Annotated in this window: 18 protein-coding genes; 4 read left to right on the top strand and 14 right to left on the bottom strand. The window is 67.5% G+C overall.

Annotated features, from left to right (window positions below):
* Positions 1–56 precede the first annotated feature (56 nt).
* From G503_RS0102000 to dnaG, 6 genes are all read right to left on the bottom strand, one after another.
* Entirely contained in the window at positions 57–641 is a 585-nt protein-coding gene (locus G503_RS0102000) for a helix-turn-helix domain-containing protein (RefSeq protein ID WP_028026264.1), read from the bottom strand.
* 70 nt (positions 642–711) lie between these two features.
* Complete coding sequence (locus tag G503_RS16205; protein ID WP_156891877.1) at positions 712–987, bottom strand: hypothetical protein; 276 nt, start codon at positions 985–987, stop codon at positions 712–714.
* Positions 988–1,174: 187 nt separating this feature from the next.
* Positions 1,175–3,286 (bottom strand): transcription antitermination factor NusB, encoded by a 2,112-nt coding sequence (locus G503_RS13195; protein WP_051190830.1) that lies wholly within the window; start codon positions 3,284–3,286, stop codon positions 1,175–1,177.
* Complete coding sequence (gene fmt / locus G503_RS0101990) at positions 3,279–4,214, bottom strand: methionyl-tRNA formyltransferase (RefSeq protein ID WP_028026263.1); 936 nt, start codon at positions 4,212–4,214, stop codon at positions 3,279–3,281. Before fmt ends, G503_RS13195 begins: the two co-directional genes overlap by 8 nt.
* A gap of 1 nt (position 4,215) precedes the next feature.
* Positions 4,216–4,758 carry a peptide deformylase gene (gene def, locus G503_RS0101985; RefSeq protein WP_028026262.1) on the bottom strand — a complete coding sequence of 181 codons (543 nt, stop codon included), beginning with the start codon at positions 4,756–4,758 and terminating at the stop codon, positions 4,216–4,218.
* 122 nt (positions 4,759–4,880) lie between these two features.
* Positions 4,881–6,728: a DNA primase gene (gene dnaG, locus G503_RS0101980; RefSeq protein WP_028026261.1), complete on the bottom strand. Its 1,848-nt coding sequence runs from the start codon at positions 6,726–6,728 to the stop codon at positions 4,881–4,883.
* Positions 6,729–6,855: 127 nt separating this feature from the next.
* Between dnaG and G503_RS0101975 the strand changes: the two genes are divergently transcribed.
* Entirely contained in the window at positions 6,856–8,079 is a 1,224-nt protein-coding gene (locus tag G503_RS0101975) for a deoxyguanosinetriphosphate triphosphohydrolase family protein (RefSeq protein WP_035021454.1), read from the top strand.
* Positions 8,080–8,148: 69 nt separating this feature from the next.
* Here the strand turns inward: G503_RS0101975 and G503_RS0101970 are convergent, their stop codons facing one another.
* Entirely contained in the window at positions 8,149–9,936 is a 1,788-nt protein-coding gene (locus tag G503_RS0101970) for an FAD-dependent oxidoreductase (protein WP_028026259.1), read from the bottom strand.
* Positions 9,937–10,102: 166 nt separating this feature from the next.
* On the opposite strand from G503_RS0101970, the gene G503_RS16460 reads away from it, so the two are divergent.
* Positions 10,103–10,816: a LytR/AlgR family response regulator transcription factor gene (locus G503_RS16460; protein WP_028026258.1), complete on the top strand. Its 714-nt coding sequence runs from the start codon at positions 10,103–10,105 to the stop codon at positions 10,814–10,816.
* Positions 10,813–12,168, top strand: a complete 1,356-nt coding sequence (locus tag G503_RS0101960; RefSeq protein WP_028026257.1) for an ATP-binding protein — start codon at positions 10,813–10,815, stop codon at positions 12,166–12,168. Before G503_RS16460 ends, G503_RS0101960 begins: the two co-directional genes overlap by 4 nt.
* Here the strand turns inward: G503_RS0101960 and rnhA are convergent.
* The 7 genes from rnhA to ilvD form a co-directional block, all read right to left on the bottom strand.
* Complete coding sequence (rnhA, locus tag G503_RS13190; RefSeq protein ID WP_035021452.1) at positions 12,165–12,644, bottom strand: ribonuclease HI; 480 nt, start codon at positions 12,642–12,644, stop codon at positions 12,165–12,167. The two genes, G503_RS0101960 and rnhA, sit on opposite strands and share 4 nt — an antisense overlap.
* A 6-nt stretch (positions 12,645–12,650) precedes the next feature.
* Entirely contained in the window at positions 12,651–14,180 is a 1,530-nt protein-coding gene (locus tag G503_RS0101950) for a helix-turn-helix transcriptional regulator (RefSeq protein WP_051190828.1), read from the bottom strand.
* Positions 14,181–14,338: 158 nt separating this feature from the next.
* Positions 14,339–14,599 (bottom strand): twin-arginine translocase TatA/TatE family subunit, encoded by a 261-nt coding sequence (gene tatA, locus G503_RS0101945; RefSeq protein ID WP_028026255.1) that lies wholly within the window; start codon positions 14,597–14,599, stop codon positions 14,339–14,341.
* Positions 14,600–14,859: 260 nt separating this feature from the next.
* Positions 14,860–15,855, bottom strand: a complete 996-nt coding sequence (ilvC, locus tag G503_RS0101940) for a ketol-acid reductoisomerase (protein ID WP_028026254.1) — start codon at positions 15,853–15,855, stop codon at positions 14,860–14,862.
* A 43-nt stretch (positions 15,856–15,898) separates the two neighbouring features.
* Positions 15,899–16,381, bottom strand: a complete 483-nt coding sequence (gene ilvN, locus G503_RS0101935) for an acetolactate synthase small subunit (RefSeq protein ID WP_028026253.1) — start codon at positions 16,379–16,381, stop codon at positions 15,899–15,901.
* On the bottom strand, positions 16,378–18,435 hold the full coding sequence (gene ilvB / locus G503_RS13185) for a biosynthetic-type acetolactate synthase large subunit (protein WP_084636207.1): 2,058 nt from the start codon (positions 18,433–18,435) through the stop codon (positions 16,378–16,380). The genes ilvN and ilvB overlap by 4 nt, the downstream gene beginning before the upstream one ends.
* Positions 18,432–20,108 (bottom strand): dihydroxy-acid dehydratase, encoded by a 1,677-nt coding sequence (ilvD, locus tag G503_RS0101925; protein ID WP_028026252.1) that lies wholly within the window; start codon positions 20,106–20,108, stop codon positions 18,432–18,434. The genes ilvB and ilvD overlap by 4 nt, the downstream gene beginning before the upstream one ends.
* 544 nt (positions 20,109–20,652) lie before the next feature.
* Between ilvD and G503_RS0101920 the strand changes: the two genes are divergently transcribed.
* On the top strand, positions 20,653–21,681 hold the full coding sequence (locus tag G503_RS0101920) for a hypothetical protein (RefSeq protein WP_028026251.1): 1,029 nt from the start codon (positions 20,653–20,655) through the stop codon (positions 21,679–21,681).
* Positions 21,682–21,742 lie beyond the last annotated feature (61 nt).

The raw sequence follows: 21,742 nt of genomic DNA, 5'->3' as shown, positions 1-21,742 counted from the left end.
CTCATGGAGTCGGGCGACGCCAGGACCGCGGAGTGCACCGCGGCGAGCCGGGCCGCCTAGATAATCTTCTCGTCGCCGGGCTTCATCACGATGGCGAGGAACACACAAGGCGCGCCTCCCGTGGCGATCATGCCGTGGCCGCGGCCGGAGTCGTACATGACCACGTCGCCGGGATTCAGAATCTCCTCGTGGTCCTCGTAGGCAAAGCGCATCTGGCCGGAGATGATGAAGTCGAGCTCCTGGCCCTCGTGGCGCGACAGATGCACCGGCACGTTCTGCTGCTCTTCCAGATACGGTGCCGTCACCACGAAGGGCTCGGCCAGCTTGTGGCGGAAGTGCGGCGCCTTGTGCAGGTACTCGAAGCCCGCGCGGCGCTTGATGGAAAGACCGGTGCCGGCGCGGGTGAGCGAGTAGCCCGTCAGGTGCGGGTTCTCGCCGGTGAGCAGCTCGATGACGTCCACGCCGAACTTCTCGGCGCACTTGTACAGGAAGGTGAAGGACAAATCCTCCTCGCCGGCCTCCTGAGCGGCGTACTCGGCCACACTGCGGCCCGTGGCCTCGGCCATCTCCTGCATGGTGAGATCCAAGTCCTCGCGCAGAGCACGGATGCGCCCCGCCACCTCTTTGATATTCGGCTCCACGACCTGCGACCTCCTTTTCGATCTCGGCATGCCCGCGCGGCACGCGTTCCCTGACGGTTGATGTAACGATTCATTTTACTGACACTGCGCCGATCGACATTTCGAAAATGTTAATTAATCGGCCGCGCGCCCATAGTTTTTCCCACAGGCAAGCCATAGCTCGAAGCGAAACGAAGGGGCGGCCATCGTCGAGGTGCCAGAAACGACTTTTTTCTGTCACAAACGACTGGTTTGGTTCCCCAGGCTGCTTTTCCAGCTTTTCACGACCTGCGGTTTTGCTGCGCAAGGGAACCAAACCCCTTGTTTCGGCCACGCAAAAGGGAACCAAACCGGTCGTTTGCGCCACAAAACTTCTCGCGACTGTCTCACATGACGGGTTTGGCTCCCGCAAACGATGTCGCGACCCGAAAAAGCGGCCACCGGGGTGCCAGGGCAGGACGACCGACAGACCAGCTTCCGGCTGCATGCGAAACAAACGGCCCCGGCTGTTTCCAGCCGGGGCCGCACTCTCAGGTTCGCTCTCGTTTCCGACTCTAGGCCTTCCGCCGCAAAAGTGCGAGGAAGTGGGCGTCGGGGCTGCCGGGCTCCAGGGTGACGGAGAAGAACGGGGTCTCGATGCCCAGCTCGGGATCGGTGTAGGGAATCACCTCGAAGGCGGCGCCGGCCTCGGTGGCGAGGAACTTCTCCACGGCGTCGGCGTTCTCCTCGTGGGTGATGGTGCAGGTGGCATAGGCCAGGATGCCGGCCTCGGCCACGTGGGGCGCGGCGCTGGCGAGCAGGCGCGCGTCCAGCTCGGCCGCCTCCTCGATGGTCTCGGGGCGCAGGCGCCAGCGGATGTCGGCATGACGGCGCAGGGTGCCCAGGCCCGTGCAGGGCGAGTCGATGAACACCCGGTCGAAGGTGCGCTCGCCCACCAGTTCGGTCAGGTCGGTGGCGTCGCCGATGATGGACTCGGCCACGTCCACCCCGTACTCCTTGACGCGCTCTTCCAGGACCTTCGTCTTGAAGGCGTGCAGGTCCACCGTCACGTAGTCGGAAATCTGATGCCCGAAGCGGCGGCACGACACGCTCTGGTCGAGGATGGTCTTCGTGGCGCGGCCGGCACCGATCTCCAGAAACGACGCGGGGGCGTCCTCCCCCACCACCAGGCCGGCCACGGCTTGGGAGGTGGCGTCGGACACGAGCAACAGCCCCTGGCTGAACATGCGGCGCACGCGCCCGTCGAGCAGGGGAACGCCCGAGCACACGCGGTAGCAGCCGGGCACGGGACGGCCGCCCACGGCGACGGGCTCCGGCTCGCCATGGGCCGCGGCCAGCACGCTGGTGACTTCCGCGTCGTCGGCGACCTTGGCAGCGTTCACGGCAATGTAGACCGGCGCCGGCTCGTTGGAGGCCACCATGAAGTCGCGGGCGCCCTGGGGGCCCAGCTCGGCGATGAGGCGCTCGGCGAGCCACACGGGGAATCCGTGCAGGCGCGCGTAGGCCGCGATGTCGGTGCGCGGGTCGCCGAAGGGGAAGCGTTCCTTGGCGCGCACCACGCGGCGCAGCACCGCGTTGGCCAAACCGCCGGCGCGCGGGGCCACCGACTTCACCAGTTCCACACCCTGATCCACCGCCGCATGCGGGCTCTTCTGCAAAAAGATGATCTCGTAGGCCGACAGGCACAGCGCGTCGCGCACCGCGGGCGCCGCATCCTGGGGCGAGTCCATGCAGCCGGACACGATCTCTTCCAGGGTGCCGCGCGTGCTGGCCACGCCGAGCACAAGGCGCGTGGCGAAGGCGCGATCCTCCCGCGAGATGCGGGAGGTGTCGATGGTCTTGGCGATGATGTCCTGGGCGAAGGCGTCGCGGCCGCGCATCTGGTGGAGAGCCGCCAGGGCCAGCTGCCGCGCCGTGGTGGCGTGGCGGGCCTTCACGCCCTGCACCGCGTCGCGACGCGGGCCGCCGGCACGATTACCGCCGCCGAAACCGCCATCGCGATCCTCGCGGGAACGGGGCTCCTCCTGGTCGGGAGCGGCCATCAGCTTCCCATCGACGAACACCTCGCGCGGATGGCTCCGTTCGCGGGAATCGCGGCGCGGGCCGCGGTCGTCCTTGCGGAAACCGTCCTCGCCGCGAGGCGCGAAATCCTTGCGGGGGCCGCGATCGCCCGTCGGCCTGCCGTCACGGTCGTGGAAGTCCCTGCGCGGGCCGCGCGGACGATCCCCGTCGAAGGATCGCTTCTCAAAGGGCTTGCCGTCGCGGGGGCCGTCCTTGCGGGGCCCGCGGTCGTCCTTGCGAAAACCGCCGGGCTTGCCGTCGCGCTTCGGGCCGCGGAAGTCGCGATCGCCGCGCGGGCCGCCCGGCTTCCCACCGCGGAAGCCACCGGGCTTGCCGTCGCGGTCGCGGAAATCCTTGCGCGGGCCGCGGTCGTCGCGGGGGCCGCCCTTGCGGAAGCCGTCGTCGCGACCGTCGTCGCGCTTCGGGCCGCGCGGGCCCTTGAAGCCGCTGCCGTCGCGCTTCGGGCCGCGGAAGTCGCGGTCGCCGCGCGGGCCGCCCGAACGGGGGCCGCGATTCTGGCGGGCGCCGCCCTGGGCGTTGCGGTCGCCTTGGGAGGCGCGGTCGTAGGAGCGACGCTGATTGTGAGAGCGATGATCGTTATGCACGGGACCAAGTTCCTTCCTCGCCCCGCAGCGCGGGCACGCCGGCTGCAAAGGCAGAAGCCTCCATGGCGCGCTTGCCATCGGGCTTTACTTCGATTACTTCCAAAACACCCTCGGCGCAGCCGAGGTACACCTTGCCGGCCGCCAAGACCGCGTGGCCCTCGGCCAGAGCCGGCGTGCCCCCTGCGACCACGCGCCCGGAAAGCACCGTCACGGGACGGCCCGCGATAACGCAGCGCGCCGGATGCGCCGCTCCCGACGCCCGCACGCGGCGATCGTTTACCACCGCCGAGACTGCGGGGTCCAGGTTCAGCTCGCCCTTGGCGATCTTCTCGGCGTAGGTGACCTCGTCCTCGTTCTGGGCCACCCAGTTCACATGGCCCGCCTGCACCTGGTTCAGCGCCACTAGAAGCGCGCTCGCGCCCAGATCGGCCAGATCGGCCGTGAGCTGCGCTGCCGTGGCGCCCTCGGCGGGAATGGAGCGGCACACGCAGAAGTCGCCGGTGTCCAACCCCTCCTCCATGGCCATGATGCACACGCCCACTTCCTCATCGCCCGCCAGGATGGCGCGTTCGATGGGGGCCGCGCCGCGCCAGCGGGGCAGAAGCGAGCCGTGCACGTTCAAGCAGCCATGGGCCGGAATGTCGAGCACTTCCTTGGGCAGGATGGCCCCGTAGGCGGCCACGCAGATGACCTCGGGGGCCAGGGCGGCGAGCGCCGCCTGCTCGTCGGCATCGCGCAGAGTGCGCGGGCAGCGCACGGGAATGCCAGCGGCCTCGGCCACCATCTTCACCGGCGAGGCCGCCAGCTGCTTGCCCCGGCCGCGCACGGCATCGGGGCGCGTATAGACGGCCGCGATCTCGTGCTGGGGGATCAACTGCTCCAGAATATCGGCCGCGAACTGGGGGGTGCCCATGAACACGATGCGCACGTCACTTCACCTCGATGTCGGTGTCGCCGGGACGGGCCCCGGCGGCCCGGGCCTCCTCGTAGGCGCGCAGGGCCTCGATGCGGGTGGCCGCATCGCAGCTCTCGAAGAGGGTCTTGCCGTTCAGGTGATCGATCTCGTGCTGCAGGCAGCGGCCCAAAAGACCGTCGCCCTCGATCTCCCACAGCTCGCCGTCCAGGTCGTAGTACTGCACGCGGGCCCAGGGCTGGCGCTTCACGGGCACGGTGACGCCGGGGCATGACAGACAGCCCTCGCCGCCCTCCTCCGGCTCGCCGGCCAGCTCCACGATCTCGGGATTCACCAGCACGATGGGGTTTTTCTCCCCCTTCTCACCGTCCCAGTCCACATCGATCACCACGAGCCGCTTCGTCACGCCCACCTGGGGCGCCGCGATACCGCAGCCGTAGTTCTTGTACATGGCGTGGGCCATCTGCTTGGAGAGGCGCTTCAAAGACTTGTCCCCGAGGTCGCACGGCTCGCATACCGTGGCCAGGATGGGATCGGGGGAAATGACGATGGGCAGCACCGAGGCTCCTTTTCTCTTGTATGGAATCCCACGCCCTGGGGCGGGCGGGGATGGCATGAAGCTGCGTTTAACTTATATATTGTGACCTGTGCGGACCGCTCTGTCCATACGGGCCGCGAAATCTACGAATGCTGCACGGCGCGATGGGCCACGCGGCGGGCGGCCACGTCCATCTGCAAGGTGGCGATGGCGGCGTGGAGCAGCTCGGCCTCCTCGGGAGCCGCCCCGCCGGCCAGCTGGGCGGTAAGCGCGCCGATGGCCTCCTCGGCATCGCCCAGGGCCAGCTCCTCGGCCAGGTAGGCGCCCACGGCTTCCGGCTCGGCCCCCTCGCGCTGAAGCCCGCCGGTGAGCACCCGCGGCGCATGGGGCGTGACCAGGGTGGCGCGGGTGACGATGTCCACGCCGGCCGCGGCGGGGTTCTCCGCCAGGGTGGCCAGGATGGAATCCGCCAGAAGGCGGTGCACCTCCTCGTGCCACTGGATCTGGGCCAGAGTGTCGGCGTGGGCCAGGGCCACTAGGGGATGCTGGGCTGCCAGGCTCAGAAACTCGCGCTCGAAGCGCAGGCGGTTGCGCTCGGCCCGGGACAGGGCGCGCTTCGCCCGCGGGGGCGGCGCCGCAGCCGCCTCCTCATCGTCGCGGCCCTGGAAGCGGGGCGGCTCCTTCGCTGCCAGCGCCTCCAGCACGTCGTTCTCCCGCAGGCGCAGACGGCCCGCCAGGCGCACGGCGTAGTCCTTGGCCAGGATGGACTCCTTGATGGGGGCGAGCACCGCCAGGCAGTCGTCCAGGGCCCGGGCGCGGCCCTCGGCGGAATCCAGATTGTGGCTCGCCAGGCGCCGATCGATGCCGTATTCCAGAAGCGGCTTCGCGTCGTCCACGAGCTCGCGCAGGGCATCGGAGCCGCGGGCCTGAACGAACTCGGCCGGGTCCAGGTTGTCGGGCAGGGTGACGGCCACCAGATCCACCTGGGAGCGCCCGGCCTCGGGCGTCATGGACTTGTCGATGAAGGCCAGCGCGCGATCGGCCGCCCGCTGGCCGGCGGCATCGCCGTCGAACAGGTACACGATGCGCTTGGAGGCATGGCGCGACAGCACCCGGATGTGCCGCATGGTCAGCGCCGTGCCCAAGGTGGCCACGGCGTTCTCGATGCCCGCTTCGTGCAGGGCGATCACGTCGGTGTAGCCCTCCACCACGATGGCCACGCCCGTGGCGGCCATGGCGGCCTTGGCATGATCGAGCCCGTAGAGCACCTGGGACTTGTGGAACAAGGGCGTCTCCTGGGAGTTCAGGTACTTCGGCTCGCCGGTGCCGATCACCCGGCCGCCGAAGGCGATGCAGTCGCCCGACACGTCGAAGATGGGGAACATCACCCGGTTGTAGAAGCGGTCGCGCAGGGCGCCGCGGCCGTCGAGGGCCACGTTGGCCGCCACCATCTCGTCGGCCTTGAAACCGAGCGACGACAGGTGGCGCACGAGTGCCCCGCGGCCCGGAGCGAAGCCCAGACACCACTTCCCCGGCACCTTCCCGCCGAACCCGCGGCTCGCCAGGTACGAGCGGGCCGCATCGGCCTCGGCACCGCGGCCGCGCATGAGCTGGGTGTGGTAGAACTCGGCCGTGCGGGCGCAGATGTCCTTCAGGCGCGCCTTGCGGCTAGCCGGCACCGAGCCGCGGCCGCCCGCCTCCACGATGTCGATGTGGGCGCGCTCGGCCAAGCGGCGCACCGCCTCGGGAAAGGTCATATCCTCGGTCTTCATGATGAAGGAGAACACATCGCCCCCCTCGCCGCAGCCGAAGCAGTGCCATAACTGGGTAGATGGATCGATCTTGAACGACGGCGTCTTCTCCTGGTGCAGCGGGCAGCAACACCAGAAATCGCGGCCCTTCTGCTTCACCGGCACCCGCTCGCCGATAACGGCCACCACGTCGTTGGCGTCGCGTACTTTCTGGATGTCCTCGTCGCTGATGCCCGCCACGCTGCCGCTCCCCTTTCCGCTGTGCTTTTTCCTGTGAAGTATAGCACCTCGGCCGCAAACATTTGTTCCGACGCTACAATAGGCCGCAAACACCGACGAACGCGAGAAGCGAGAAAGCGAGCGAGCCGTGAGCCCTACCCGTCCCGCCTACCTGACCTTGGATCCCTTGGTGGAGCAGGCCATTTTGGAAGACCGCGCCACCCACACGCTGTCGCCCTGGCGCACCCCCGATGCGGCCGTGGTGCGCCGCGACGACTTTCCCCACGACGCGGCCACCCTCACCCGCCCCGCCTTCGTGCGCGACATCGAGAAAGTGCTGAACATCCCCGCCTACAACCGCTACGCCGACAAGACCCAGGTGTTCTCCTTCGTGCAGAACGACGAGATCTCCCGCCGCGGCCTGCACGTGCAGCTGGTGAGCCGCATCGCCCGGGGCATCGGCGGGCTGCTCGGTCTGAACTGCGACCTCATCGAGGCCATCGCGCTCGGCCACGATGTGGGCCACACCCCCTTCGGCCACGCCGGGGAGCGCTTCCTGTCGGCCTGCTACCACCGCCGAACGGGACGCTATTTCAACCACAACGTGCACTCGGTGCGCGTGCTGGACGAGCTGTACCGCCGCAACATCTCGCTGCAGACCTTAGACGGCGTGCTCTGCCACAACGGCGAGTTCGCCCAACAGGTGCTGCGCGTGGGCGACACGACCTCCTTCGAGCAGCTGGATCATCTGGTGGCGGCCTGCAACGCCGACGAGCAGGCCATCAAGACCCTGCGGCCCACCACCTTGGAGGGCTGCGTGGTGCGCGTGAGCGACATGATCGCCTACATCGGGAAGGACCGCCAGGACGCCCTGGCCATGGGCGTGCTCGGCGACTACGGCGCCTTCGACTCCGACGTCATCGGCACCACCAACGCGCGAATCATCAACAACCTCACCGTGGACATCGTGAACAACTCCTACGGCCAGGACCGCATCGCCTTAAGCGAGGAGGTGTTCTGCGACCTGAAGGCGGCCAAGCGCCAGAACTACGAGGTCATCTACTTGAAGGAGGGCATGGTCGACGAGACGGAGAACATCGTGGAGGAGATGTTCGAGGACATGTACGCGCGCTTGCTGGACGACCTGGTGGCCGGTCGCGAGGACTCCCCCATCTTCCGCCACCACGTAAAGCGCCTCTGCGCCCAGTCGCGCTCCATCACACCCGAGGGCTACCTGGCCGGCGAGCCCAATCAGATCGTGGTGGACTACATGGCAAGCATGACCGACAGCTACTTCGTCGCCATCTACGAGCACCTGTTCCCCGGAAGCACCCGCCGCATCCAGACCCGCGGCTACTGCGCCGACCTGTAGGGTTCGGCCAAACAGGGACCCCGCCCTAGGGCGGGGTCCAGGGGAGGGTTAAATTGAAGACGAGATGTCCTACAGCGCGGCCACGGTCTCGCCGACGATCTTGCCCATGGTGGTAGCCCAGCCGATACTGATGCCGGCGATGGGCGTGCAGTACTGAAGGGCGAAACGGCCGCCGCAGCTGTTGCCCGTGGCGTACAGACCGGGAATGGGACGATCGTCGCCGTCGAGCACCTGCTGGTTTCCGTCGGTCACCAAACCCGACAGCTCCACGAGACCGAGCTTGAATTCGCTGCTATCGATGCAGGAGGCGTAGAAAGGCGGCGTGGCGATGGGGTCCATCAGGAAGCTATCCTTTCCAAAGTCCTCATCGACGCCCTTTGCGCACAACTCATTGTAGCGGGTCACTTCGGCAAGGAAGGTCTCCCGAACTTCGTCCTCAAGCCCCAGGTATCCGGCAAGCTCCTCCAGGGTGTCCGCCCCGTAAGTCACGCAGCCGCGAATCTTGTGGCCCTCGGCACCGGCAGCCATGACCTGGGGCAGCTCCTCCTCCAGCGACTGGAGGAATCCACCGTCGTGGAAGCCGCCCGTGCCGGGGTACACATGCTCGGGAGCGTTCTTCTGCACATAGTCCTTCCAATTCGCGTCGGCCACGCCGAACACGATGCCCTTAGGCTGGCGCATCACCTGGAAGAAATTGCCCCACACGCCGAGCATGCCCTCGTTCATGAAGCGGTTGCCGTCGCGGTTGAACTGCGGAACGGCGATGCCGCCGAAGGCACCGGCGCCCATGGCCCGCCCCATAGAGGCTCGCGGGCCCGGCTCCATACGGCCTCCAGCCCAGCAGCCGAGACGCTGACCGTCGCCGGCCCGACCGTTGCCGACAATCTCGGTGTAGTCCTGGCCGCGGGCCTGCACGAAGTCGCGGTACTCGTCGTTCAGCGCAAATACCATCTCGGGGTTGCCGCTGTAGTCGCCGGCCGCGATGATAACCCCCTTGGTCGCCGTGAACAGACGCTGAGAGCCCTCGGAAGTCTGCCCCACCACCCCGGTTGCCCGGCCATCCTCCATGACGATCTTCACGGCCCGGCAGTCGAACGTCCACGTGGCGCCCAGCGCCTCTGCGGCCGCCTTCAGCGCCTTGGCGGCATCGGGCCAGTCGGTGCCCTCATCCTGGAAGTGGATGGCCGACGACCAGCACTTATAGCCGGATATCTCGCCCGGATAGGCCGTAGGCTTCGGCACGCCGAAGATGCCGCAATTCTCGACAATGGCACTATCGAGGTGATCGAGAATCCAATCCAGGGTGGCGCCGCTACGGGACGCGAACTGGCGCACAAGCAGCGGGTTGGTGCGATTCATGTTGCGCCGAGCCCAATCCTGAATGAACTCAATCTCGTCTATGGCATCCCCGCCATGCTCTCGGGCCCAAGCCGAGTTCAAGTGACCGATATCGTGGCCGAAGAAAGTGTAGTCGGCCTCGGTCTGCGCCTCCACGACCGCCACTCGGGCGCCGGCTTCGGCTGCGGCCAGGGTGGCGCAGACGCCGGAATTGCCGCCGCCGATAACAACGATATCGGCCTCCACGGTATCCGTGATCGCAGTCTCATCGATCTCCGGCGGCGCCCCCAGCCAATCGAAGTAGGTCAGATAGCCCGCCTCAACCGTCCCGTTGGCTGCCGCGGCCTCGCCCGTGGCAGCCATGGCACCGCCCGCGGGAGCGGACTTCTGGGGAGCGCATCCCGTCAGACCGACCAAAGCGCACCCGGCACCGGCCGCAAGAGAGCCCGCGAGGAATGAGCGACGCGTGCAGGCTTTCTCCATCGAATGGGTTCCCATGGTATTCTCTCTGTTGTCCATAGTCTCCTTCTTTCCCTTCCATGGACCGGGCTCCTCTCGCCCGCCAGAAGCCATCATGGCCCCGCCGGAACCCCAGGCGCAATCGCCATCGACTCGTTGGCCCGCTACCGCGACCAGTTGGGCACCGCCGCCCCCGGCAGGACGGCTATACTGGGAGGAAGGAGGGATGACCATGCTCACTGTCGTTATGGCAGAAAACTCTCCGGATGACGCCCGCATCATCCGAGACCATCTGAACCGTTTCCTCGCCGATCAGCATGAAGAGGGGCACCTTGTCCACTACCCCGACGGCGAGGCGGTGGCCTCGGGGCTGGCCGGGGACGCCGATCTTGTGCTCCTCGACATCGACATGCCGCGGCTCAACGGCCTCGATGCGGCGAGGCGCCTGCGGGAGCGCGGCGTCGATGCCCCGCTATGCTTCATGACAAACTACGGCTCCCTCGCCCCGGAGGGCTACGCCGTCGAGGCCATGGGTTTCCTCGTCAAGCCCGTCAGCTATCGGGCGTTCGCCTCCATCATGGAGCGCGCCCGCGTGGCCAGCGCATACCGCCGACCCCGCCTCACAGAGTTCAAGCAAGGCAAGCAGGCCATCTTCGTGGATGCAGGCGAAATCCTCTACATCGAGACCGAGCGCAAACATGTGGTCATCCACACCAAGCGCGGCGCCCTTCCCTGCAGCGAGACCATGAAGATCATTGAGGGAAAACTCGACGGGCACCCCTTCTTCCGCATCCACAATGCCTACCTCGCCAATCTCGCCTTCGTCCAAACCATCACCCCCACCGATGTCGTGGTGGGCGGCACGTCCCTGCCTGTCAGCAAACATCGTCGGCGCCGCTTTCTCGACACCTTGGCCCGCTACATGGGGAGCGCCCTATGATAACCGATCTCATGACCCACTACGCCTCCCCCCTCTGGCTGGCCTCCACCATCCTGGAACTCGGTCTTCTCCTCCTGTTCGTGCGACCCTTAGAGCCTCGGGTCTTCCGTCACCCGGCCGTGGTCGGGGGAACGATGGCGGCTTTGGCCCTGCTTTGGCACGGCAACCACCTGCTGCACCTCGATTTCGCCTTCGACTTCCTCATCAATATCGTCTTCGTGACCGCCTTCATCGCGCTCACCCGTCGCACGAAACGCGGCCAGGCCCTCTATCTGGCCTGCGTGTTCCTGCTCTGCACGGAAATCGGGAAGATTGTCGCCGTGGACCTGTGCATGCAGCCGCTCTACGGGACCTTGGCCCCCCTGCCCGCTGAGGCCATCGCTGCACTATGGATCGCTCTGTCCACCCTCTTCAGCGCCGTGGCCCTCGCCGTCGTTCGCCGATGGGTCTTCTGTGCGGGCATCAGCCTGCTCTCGTGGGGGCAGAGCCTTTTCATCATGCTGCCCCTCATCCCCTACACATTCATTCGGAATGCCGGCTATGTGTACGACTACTCAAACCCCGCCCTCTACCAGGACATGGTCATCGTGCTGCTGCTCCTGAGCCTGTGCACCGTCGTCATCATCGTGGCCAACGCCCATAACTTGGCGGCCCAGGTAAGCGCCAACGAGGTGCTCTCCATGCAACAGCTCCTTCGGGACCAGCATCTTCACATCATCACCCAGCGCAGCGCCGTCGAAGCAGTGAATCGCCGCCACCACGATCTCAAGCACGTTATCTCCCAACTGGAATCCCTCGCCGAGAGCGGCTCCGACGACTCCCTCGACGAGCTGCGCGCATTCGCCGGAACCCTCCAACGCGAGATCGACCCCTACGTCCCCGATGTGCGCACGGGCAATGACGTCCTCGATGTCCTGCTAACCGAGAAGTACCGTCAATGCCTCGGAAGCAACCTGCGTCCCCACTTCTTCGTGGATGGCAGCCGCCTCTCCTTCGTCAACGACTTCGACCTGTGCGCCCTCATCGGCAATGCCGCAGACAACGCCATGGAAGCCACCTCCCGGCTCTGCGCCGATGAGCCGCGGGACTTCTCGCTCTCGGTCACCTACCGCGCCGACATCGCCGTCATCCGCTGCGTGAATCGCTTCAATGGAGCCATCGACGCAGGCACAGTGCTGCCCCGCACGACCAAGAAAGACGACGGGACCCATGGCATCGGCATGCGCTCTATGAAAAGGACCGCCGAGAAGTATGGCGGTCACCTGTCCTGGTCGGTCGAGGGCGACCGGTTCACCCTTGTCATCATGCTGCCCATCCCGCCGAAACTGGAGCAGGTCGGCGCCATGGCCTAGGCGCGAAACCCCGCATCCACCTGGTGGCAGGCGGGATTGTCGGCAGCGGCGGTGGCCAGGGCGTCGCAGCGCTCGTTCTCGGCGTGGCCGGCATGGCCCTTCACCCAGACGAAGGTCACCGTGTGAGGCTCTTTGGCCGCCAGCAGGCGCTTCCACAGATCGACGTTCTTCACCGGCTGCTTCTGCGCGTTCTTCCAGCCGCGCTTGAGCCAGCCGGCCACCCAGTTCTGGTTGAAGGCGTTCACCAGGTACTGGGAATCGGAGTACAGCGTCACGTTGCAGGGGCGCTTGAGGGCCTCCAGGCCCACGATGGCCCCCAACAGCTCCATGCGGTTGTTGGTGGTGCAGGAAAAGCCCGCCGAGAACTCCTTCTCGTGCACGGTGCCCGAAGGGGCCCGATAGCGCAGGATGGTGCCGTAGCCGCCCGGCCCGGGATTGCCGCGGGACGAGCCGTCGGAGTACAGGGTAACGTCCATAGAAAGCTAGTTCCTTTCATGAAGCTCGCGCTCGGTGCGCTCGCCCAAATCGATGAGTTCCTGACGCGTGTGCACCCCGCACTTCGCGTAGATGCGCCGCAGGTGGGTGTCCACGGTGTTCTTCGAGATGAAGAACTCGCCGGCGATGCGCTCGGCGGTGCGGCCGCGCAGGGCCAGAGGCAGAATCTCGGACTCGCGCTTGGACAGCCTGGCGCTCGCCGCGATAAGAGCGCAGGCCTCCTCGAAGCGATCGGTGCGCGAGACCACCACCGACAGGGCCGCCATGTCGCGGTCGGTGAACAGGAACAAGTAGGCGTAGAGCGCCGCCACCCCGGCCAGCGTGACCAGGACCGGAGCCGCCCCCGCCCCACCGAAGGCCGCCAGGGCCCCGGCGCCGACCAGCACGCCGAGGATCTCGCCGGCGAACAGGGCCGCGAAGCCCCGGGCGATGGAGGCGGTGGCGTCGCGGCCGGCGATGCGGCCCATGACAAGGAACAGCGACACGAGCACCGAGAACACGCCGAGATAGCCCGCCAGCACCACGGCCACGCCGGCCACCCCCACGCGCTCCAGAAGCGGCACGGCGATAAAGCCGCCCACCATGAGCAGCACGGCCAAGCGGTAGGCGCCGCCGAGCGGGCCCGTCTCCTGGCCGGAGCCGCTCGGCAGCACCGCCCGGGTGCCGAGCGACAGCGGGCGCGCGCCGTAGAGCTGCAGGGCTGCCACACAGTAGAGCACGAATAGGATGAAGGTGACGGAGAGCGAGGTATGGGAGGCTGCCTGGGCCCGGGCCGTCATGGCCTCGATGGCACCGGTGGCCAGGCCGAACACCACGGTACCCGCCAGGATGCGACCCGACAGCTTCGAGGCCTCGTCGTCGGGGGCATCGGAGGTACCCGCGGTGCCGGCGGTCTCACCGGCAGCACCTTCCCCGCCCGCGGAAGCCCTGCCGCCCGCAGGATCGGCATCGGCCAGGGCCGCCAGGGCCCGCAGCCCCCAGGCGCTTCCCAGGGGCAGGGCGTACAGCAACAGCGTGGCCCCGGCCACGGGCAGCGCCGCTACCAGAAAGCAGACGGCCGCCCCCAGAGCGCTGCCGATGAACACCTCGGGCACCGACCGGTCGATGGGCGCCGCTCCCAGGGCGCGGCCCCACAGGCACAGCAGCAGCGCCAGGGGCACCCCCACGAGCAGGCCCTCCAGCAGGGCGAGCCCGATCCACGGCGCCTCGGGCAGCAACGCTCGCAGCGCCACGAGGGCCACGAGGGCCAGTACGAGCGGGGCGGCGAACAGGTTCACGAGCCCGTCGCCGGCCCCCAGCAGCGCCGCACGACATCGACGGTGCAGCATGAGGGCGAAGGTGACGGCCATCACGGCGAGCAGGCAGAGCAGATCGGCGCGATCGGCCAGAAACCCGTGCTCGGGCCCGGCCACCGAGCCGTCCAGATACAGCATTGTGAAGAGGAAGGCCTGGTTGCAGCCGAACCCGATGATGGCGCATCGCGCCTGCCGCAGCCGCGGCGATGCCGGATAGCCCACGAGCCCTCCCCTCTCATTCGTCGTTCGTTACCAGCCGTCTATTGTACCCCAAAACGAAACGAAGCGACGCTTGCCAAAAGGCAGCAGCCGCTTCGTTTGGGGAGGGAGGGTTGAACACCCCGCGCCTGAGGGCGACGGGGTCGGTTCACGAAAGGAAGTTACTCGGCCTTCTTCTTGACGACCTTCTTGACCGCGGTGGTCTTGGCACTGGCGGTAGCGGGGGCGGGCTCGTCCTCGACGATCTCCACCATTTCCTCTTCCTCGTCGTCCTTCTTGTCGAAGGCCATGCCGTCGCGCAGGCTCTTCACCGTCTTGCCGAGCGACGCGCCCAGTTTGGGAAGGTTCTTCGGGCCGAAGATAAGCAGCACGACGATGAGGATGATGACGAGCTCCGGTACGCCCAGTCCGAGGATTTTCATGAGTTCAGCTCCTTCTTGCTTCGATGCGCCGGCGACTTTCGCGCCGCCGAGCGCTCCAAGGTATCTGCGCTTTCAACGCCGCCCACTATGCCCTCAAAGCCGGCCGCCGCCTATCACGCAGACCCGTGATTTTGTCACGCAAGCCGAAAATTTTCCCGTCACCCCTTTACGTGACAAAGACCGTTTGCCCTGTTCAGAACGGTTAAGAGAAAAGGGGCCGACCGAGGTCGGCCCCTCTGGGATGGGGATGGGAGACTTCCCTACTCGCAAGTCCACGAGAACATGGAGCGAATACGCTCGCCGGTCTTCTCGATCTCATGTTCATTGATGGCCTCGCGCTGCTCATGGAGCCAGGGGCTTCCCTTCTCGTAGTCGGCCACGAACTCCCGGGCGAAGGAGCCGTCCTGGATGCGGGCCAGAATCTCGCGCATGGCCTCGCGGCTCTCGTCGTTGATGACCTTGGGGCCGGCGTAGTACTCGCCGTACTCGGCGGTGTTGGAGATGGAGTAGTTCATGAAGTGGATGCCGCTCTCGTACATAAGGTCCACGATCATCTTCATCTCGTGGTAGCACTCGAAGTAGGCGAGCTCGGGCGGGTAGCCCGCCTCCACGAGCGTCTCGAAGCCGGCCTTCACCAGTTCCACAAGACCGCCGCAGAGCACCGCCTGCTCGCCGAAGAGGTCCTCCTCGGTCTCCTGGGCAAACGTGCACTTGATGATGCCGGAGCGTGCCCCGCCCACGCCCCAGGCGTAGGAGAGCGCCGTGTCCCAGGCGCCTCCCGTGGCGTCCTGGGCCACGCAGATGAGGTCCGGCACGCCAGAGCCCTGGGTGTACTGGCGGCGCACGATGTGGCCGGGGCCCTTCGGCGCGCACATGATGACATCCACGTCCTCGGGCGGGGTGATATAGCCGTAGTGCACGTTGAAGCCGTGGGCGAAGGCGAGCGTGTCGCCGGCCTTCAGGTGCGGGGCGATGAACTCCTCATAGACGGCCGGCTGCAGCTCGTCGGGCACGAGGATCATGATGAGGTCGGCCTCCTCGGCGGCCGTGGCCATGTCGCACACGCGCAGCCCGGCCTCCTCGGCCGCGGCCCGGGACGCCGAGCCCTCGCGCAGGCCCACGCGCACATCGCAGCCGGAATCCCTCAGGTTCAGCGCATGGGCGTGGCCCTGGGATCCGTAGCCGATGATGGCGATCTTCTTATCCTTGATAACCTCGGGGTTGCAATCCTTTTCGTAGTAGATGGTGACAGCCATGGGTTTCCTTTCTCGTCGTTGGCTGATGTTCGGTAAATAGAAGCTAGTCGCGGCTCGAGCGCGACAGGGCGATCTTGCCGGTGCGGACGATCTCCTTGATGCCGTAGGCGCGGAACAGATCCTCCAGGCCCGTGAGCTTCGCGTCGTCGCCGGTGGCCTCCACGGTGAGCGTCGCACGTCCCACGTCCACGATCTTCGCGCGGAAGATGTTGGCGATCTCGATGACCTCGCTTCTTCGCTCGGGAGGCGCGCTCACCTTGAACAGCGCCAGCTCGCGCTCGATGGCCCCCTCGTCGGTGAGATCGGTGATCTTGTGGACGCTGATGAGCTTGTGCAGCTGCTTAGTGATCTGCTCGAAGGCCACATCGTCGGCCATGACGATGGCGGTGACGCGCGACATGGTGGCATCCTCGGTAGGGCCTACCGACAGCGACTCGATGTTGAAGCCGCGCCGGGAGATGAGGCCGGTCACGCGGGAGAGCACGCCGGGGCGGTTCTCCACCAGAACGGACAGGATGTGCTTCATCGCCGGTCCTCCTTTCCCTCGTCGCCGGCGCGGAAGAGGGTCTTCCAGTCTTCGGGGCGCACGTCCACCGTGGAGCCGTCCTGGCCCAAACGCGCGCCGGTGTCCTGCGGGTCGACCTCCCATCGACCGCCGAACTGGGCGTCGATCTTCGCGCACGGCGACGCGGCCCCGGACGGCGCGCCGGCCGTGCGGGCCCGCGGGGATCCAGAAGCGGCGGGCACATCGGTGCGCACGGCCCCCACGGCCACGTCGATGGCGCCCATGACGTTGTCGAGGGCCGCCCCCGGGGCCACCATGGGATACACGTTCTGCTCGGGCGAGATGGCCACGTCCAAGAGGTAGGGGCCCGGCGCGGCCAGCATGCGGGCGATGGCCCCGGCCACCTCGCCGGGCGCCTCCACGCGCTCGCCCTCCCAGCCGTAGGCCTCCGCCAGCTTCACGAAATCGGGCACCGGCGCCAAAAGCGTCTGGGAGTAGCGGCGGCCGTAGAACAGCTTCTGCCACTGGTGCACCATGCCCAGGCAGCGGTTGTCGAGTATCATCACCTTCACGGGAACGCCGTTGATGGCGGCGGTGGCCATCTCCTGGGAGTTCATCTGGAACGACCCGTCGCCGGCGATGCAGACCACCGTGGCCTCCGGGCGCGCCACCGCGGCCCCGATGGCCGCCGGGAAGCCGAAGCCCATGGTGCCCAGGCCGCCGGAGGACAGGAAGGTGCGCGGCCGCTCGCGGTGCAGGAACTGGTGGGCCCACATCTGGTGCTGGCCCACCTCGGTGGTGACGATGGAGGCGTCCGGGTCCAGCTGGCGCCCGAGCTCGGCGATGACCAGCTCGGGCACGATCTCGTCCTCTTCCTCGTTCACCGCCATGTTGGGGTGGTAGAACGGGTAGCGCTCCCGCCAGGCGGCGATGTCGGCCACCCACTGGTCGTCGCGCGGGGCGGCCCCAGCCTTGGCCAGGCACTCCAGCATGCCCGCGAGCACGCCCTTCAAGTCTCCCACGATGGGCACGTCAGCATCGCGGATCTTGCCGATCTCGGCCGGGTCGATGTCGATGTGCACGATCTTGGCGTTGGGGGCGAACTCGGACACGCGCCCGGTGACGCGATCGGAGAAGCGGGCTCCCGCCGCGATGATGAGGTCGGCCTCGGTCATGGCCATGTTCGAGTACTTCGCCCCGTGCATGCCCACCGGCCCTAAGTTCAGCGGATGGCTCGCCGGCACGCCGCCCTTGCCCATGAGGGTGACAACCGCGGGCACCTGCATGGCGTCCATGAGGGCCACAAGCTCCTCGGTGGCCCCCGAGGAGACGACGCCGCCGCCCACGTACAAAAGCGGCTGCTCGGCCTCTTCCAGAAGGCGGCAGGCCGTGCGGATCTGCTTGGCGTTGCCGCGGTAGGTGGGCTTGTAGGAGGGCAGGCTCACCTCGTCGGGGTACTCGAAGACCATCTCCTCGCCGGCCACATCGCTCGGGATGTCGATGAGCACCGGGCCGGGCCGCCCGGTGACGGCGATGTGGAAGGCCTCGCGGATAGTGCGCGTGAGCTCGTCGGTGGACTGCAGCAGGTAGGAGTGCTTCACCACGGGCATGGTGATGCCCACGATGTCGGATTCTTGGAACGAGTCGGTGCCGATGACCCCGCGTCCCACCTGGCCGGTGATGACGACGAGCGGCACCGAATCCATGTAGGCCGTGGCGATGCCCGTGACGGTGTTGGTGGCGCCCGGGCCCGAGGTGACCATCACCACACCCGGCCGCCCCGTGGCCCGCGCATAGCCGTCGGCCATGTGCACGGCCCCCTGCTCGTGGCGGGCGAGCACATGGGTGATCTGCTCGGAGCCGTACAGGGCGTCGTAGAGCTTGATGGCCTGGCCGCCCGGGTACCCGAACACCGTCGTGACGCCCTCGGCCTCCAGGCTCGCCACCACCGCCTCGGCCCCGAGCATGGAGGCGCCCTGCTTGGCCGTGCGGCTTCCCAGACCGCGGCACGCGCCCTCGCTCGCGGCGCTGCGGCGCGCGGGCTGCGCCCCTTCCCTGTTATCGGTCTCGGTCATTGGATGATCGCCCCCTTGTCGGCAGAAGTTACCAGTTTCGCGTACTTGGCCAGCACCCCGTGGTGGTGCTTGGGCGCCGGCGGCACCCAAGCGGCGCGGCGCCGGGCGAGCTCGTCGACCTCCACGTTCAGAGTCAGAAGGCCGCCCTCGATGTCCACGGTGACCGAGTCGCCCTCGCAGATGAGCGCGATGGGGCCGCCGGCGGCCGCCTCGGGGCTCACATGCCCCACGGCCGGCCCCTTGGTGGCGCCCGAGAAGCGGCCGTCGGTGATGAGTGCCACGCTCTCGGACAGCCCGCGGCCGCAGATGGCCGAGGTGGGAGCGAGCATCTCGCGCATGCCCGGGCCGCCGGCCGGCCCCTCGTAGCGGATGACCACCACATCGCCGGGAACGATGGCCCCGCCGTTGATGGCCGCGCAGGCCTCCTCCTCGGAGTCGAACACCCGGGCCGGGCCGGTGTGGCACAGCATGGAAGGGGCCACGGCGGCCTTCTTCACGATGGCCCCGTCCGGCGCGATGTTGCCGTGGAGCACCCGCAGGGCGCCCTCGACCGAGAAGGGGTTGTCGTGGGCGCGGACGACCTCGCCGTCGGCCCCGGCGCAGGCGGCGTGCATGCAATCGAGGTAGTCCCCCATGGGCCCCATGCAGGTACGGGCGTCCCGGTCGATGAGGCCCAGCCGGTCGAGCTCGGCCAGCACCACCGGCACCCCTCCCGCGCGGTACAGGTCGATGAGCGGGCGCGGGCCGGCCGGCGCGAGCTTCACCAGATGCGGCGTGCGGGCGCTGACGGCATCCCATGTGTCCATGGTGATAGGGCAGCCCGCCGCATTCGCGATGGCCGTGAGGTGCAGCACCGTGTTGGTGGAGCCGCCGAAGGCCATGTCGCATCCCATGGCGTTGCGCACGGCCGCCCCGTTCAGGATGTCTTTCAGGCGCACGTTCTCACCCACGAGCTCCATCACCTTCATGCCGGCGCGCTTGGCCAGCCGGATGCGCTCGGAGTACACCGCGGGCACGGTGCCGTTGCCGGGAAGGGCAATGCCCAAGGCCTCGCACAAACAGTTCATGGAGTTCGCCGTGAACATGCCCGAGCAGCTGCCGCAGGTGGGGCAGGCCGTGTCCTCGAAATAGGCCAGCTCCTCCTCGGTCATAGTGCCGGCGGCCACCTTCCCCGCCCCGTCGAAGAGCGTGTTCAGGTCGGTGGCGGTGCCGTCGGGTGCCACGCCGGGCAGCATCGGGCCGCCCGAGACGAACACCGTGGGCACGTTCACCCGCAGCGCGCCCAAGATCATGCCGGGCACGATCTTGTCGCAGTTGGGGATGCACACCATGCCGTCGAAGCCGTGGCCGGCCACGGCGCATTCCACCGAGTCGGCGATGACCTCGCGGCTCACGAGCGAGTAGTGCATGCCCTCGTGGTTCATGGCGATGCCGTCGCACACCCCGATGGTGGAAATCTCGAAGGGCACGCCGCCGGCCATATAGATGCCGGCCTTCACGGCCTCGCAGATCTTGTCGAGATGGGTGTGCCCGGGGATGATGTCGTTGCGCGCGTTGACGACGGCGATGAAGGGGCGCTCCATCTCCTCGTCGGTGATACCGTCGGCCTTCAGCAGGCTCCGATGCGGCGCACGAGCCACCCCGCGCTTGATCTGGTCGCTGCGCAGTGCCACTGGCTCTCCTTTCTTCCCGTGCCGGCTTTTGCCCCGGCAAACAAAAAACCCGCTGCTTTCGCACCGGGTCCGGGATGAGCCAACCTACGCCAGGGCAAGCCTGACCATAGAAGAGCCTCGACATATGACGGTGTCGCCGGTCCGGTGCTACTTGCGCACCCGCACCCGGCGGTAAGCCGGCAGCGCGGGCGTCGTTCTCACCAAACTGCTCGGAGGGCTTGTTCGGAACGGCCGACGCCTGCTCGCAGATTCCGCAGGCTTGCTGTCAGTCGGCTTGGCCCCTACTGGTCCTCGTCAACGCATGTGCGCTATGAACTTGGCTGCGCAGTATACCCCTTCCCCGCGCCAACGCAAGGCGAAACGCTCAACTTTCTTTTCGACGGCTCGGAAACGGGCGCCCTACAGCGCGTAACAACGAGCAATCGACCCCGTGACAGGTCGTCATCTGCGCCGTGACGGTTGACGGGCCGTCACCGCGAGCGACCCTGCGGCCCCTATGATCGAAGATGCAGTGCCAGGCGCCGACGAGAGAGGGGAAGTGACCATGGGCGCGCCGAAGGTTAAAGTGCATCGTCGAAAGCCGCATTCGAAACCGAAGACACCGAAGCTGGAAGCCATCATGCCGCCCGTGGCCTCGGCGGGAGCTCCCGTGTCCGCGGCAGCCGCCCCCGCCCCCACAGCCGTCCGCACCGCGGCACGCAGCCTGACAAGCCGCATGCGCCCGGCCACGAGCCGCCCGGTCGCAAGCGCCTGGGGCGCCTTCCGCGCCGATCCCGTCATCGCGGGCCGGTCGCTACGGGGCACCTACCTGCTGCGCGCGCCCTCGGTGGGATCGTTCTGCCACTACATCACCGACGGAGCCGACCTGGCCGAGCTGAGCACGGTAGGACTTGCGACCATGATGCGCGAGCGGCGCACCCTGCGCTGCGCGATCATCGCCGTGCTGGGAGCCGCGGCCCTGGCGGCCGCCCTCTTCGTCGCCTACTTCTGTCTCACACCGGCCACCGCCGATGCCGATTCACCCTATCTCACCGCCGAGGTGGGCGAGGCGAAGAGCACCTCGTCAGCCCTGTGGAAGGCCGGCACCATCCCCTCGCTCTACCAGGCCGACCCCGCCTGGGCCGACATGCCCTACGGCCAGGCTACCTTGGGCGAGGCCGGCGCGGCCCCCTGTGCCTTGGCCATGGCCTATGTGGCCGTCACGGGTAACACCGACCGCGCTCCCGCCGACTTCGCCCAGTGGGCCATCGACCACGACCTCACCGCCTCCGGGGCCGACACCGTGGACGCCTACCTCACCTCTGCGGCCCCCGATTTCGGTCTTGCGCTCACCCCCATCAAGGCCGAGGGGCGCGCCCTGCGCCATGCCATCGTGTCGAACACGCCCGTGCTCGTGGTCACCCGGCCCGGCACTTTCGCCCCTACGGCCATCGTGGTGGTACTGGACGACATCGACCGGGACAGCCACATCGTGCTGCACGATCCCACGAGCCCCACGCGCTCGGGCAAGGGCTGGCTGTTCACCGACATCGTGGGCGCCGCCGAAAAGGTCTTCGAAGTGCGCGCCGCCTGAGACGGCCCCGTTTTCCCGCGCCAATGCGACGTTTCGCGCACTTTGGGCGTTTTTTCCACAG

The sequence above is a fragment of the Adlercreutzia mucosicola DSM 19490 genome, assembly GCF_000422625.1.
GTDB lineage: Bacteria > Actinomycetota > Coriobacteriia > Coriobacteriales > Eggerthellaceae > Adlercreutzia > Adlercreutzia mucosicola.
This window is presented reverse-complemented; position numbering and strand designations above follow the sequence as displayed.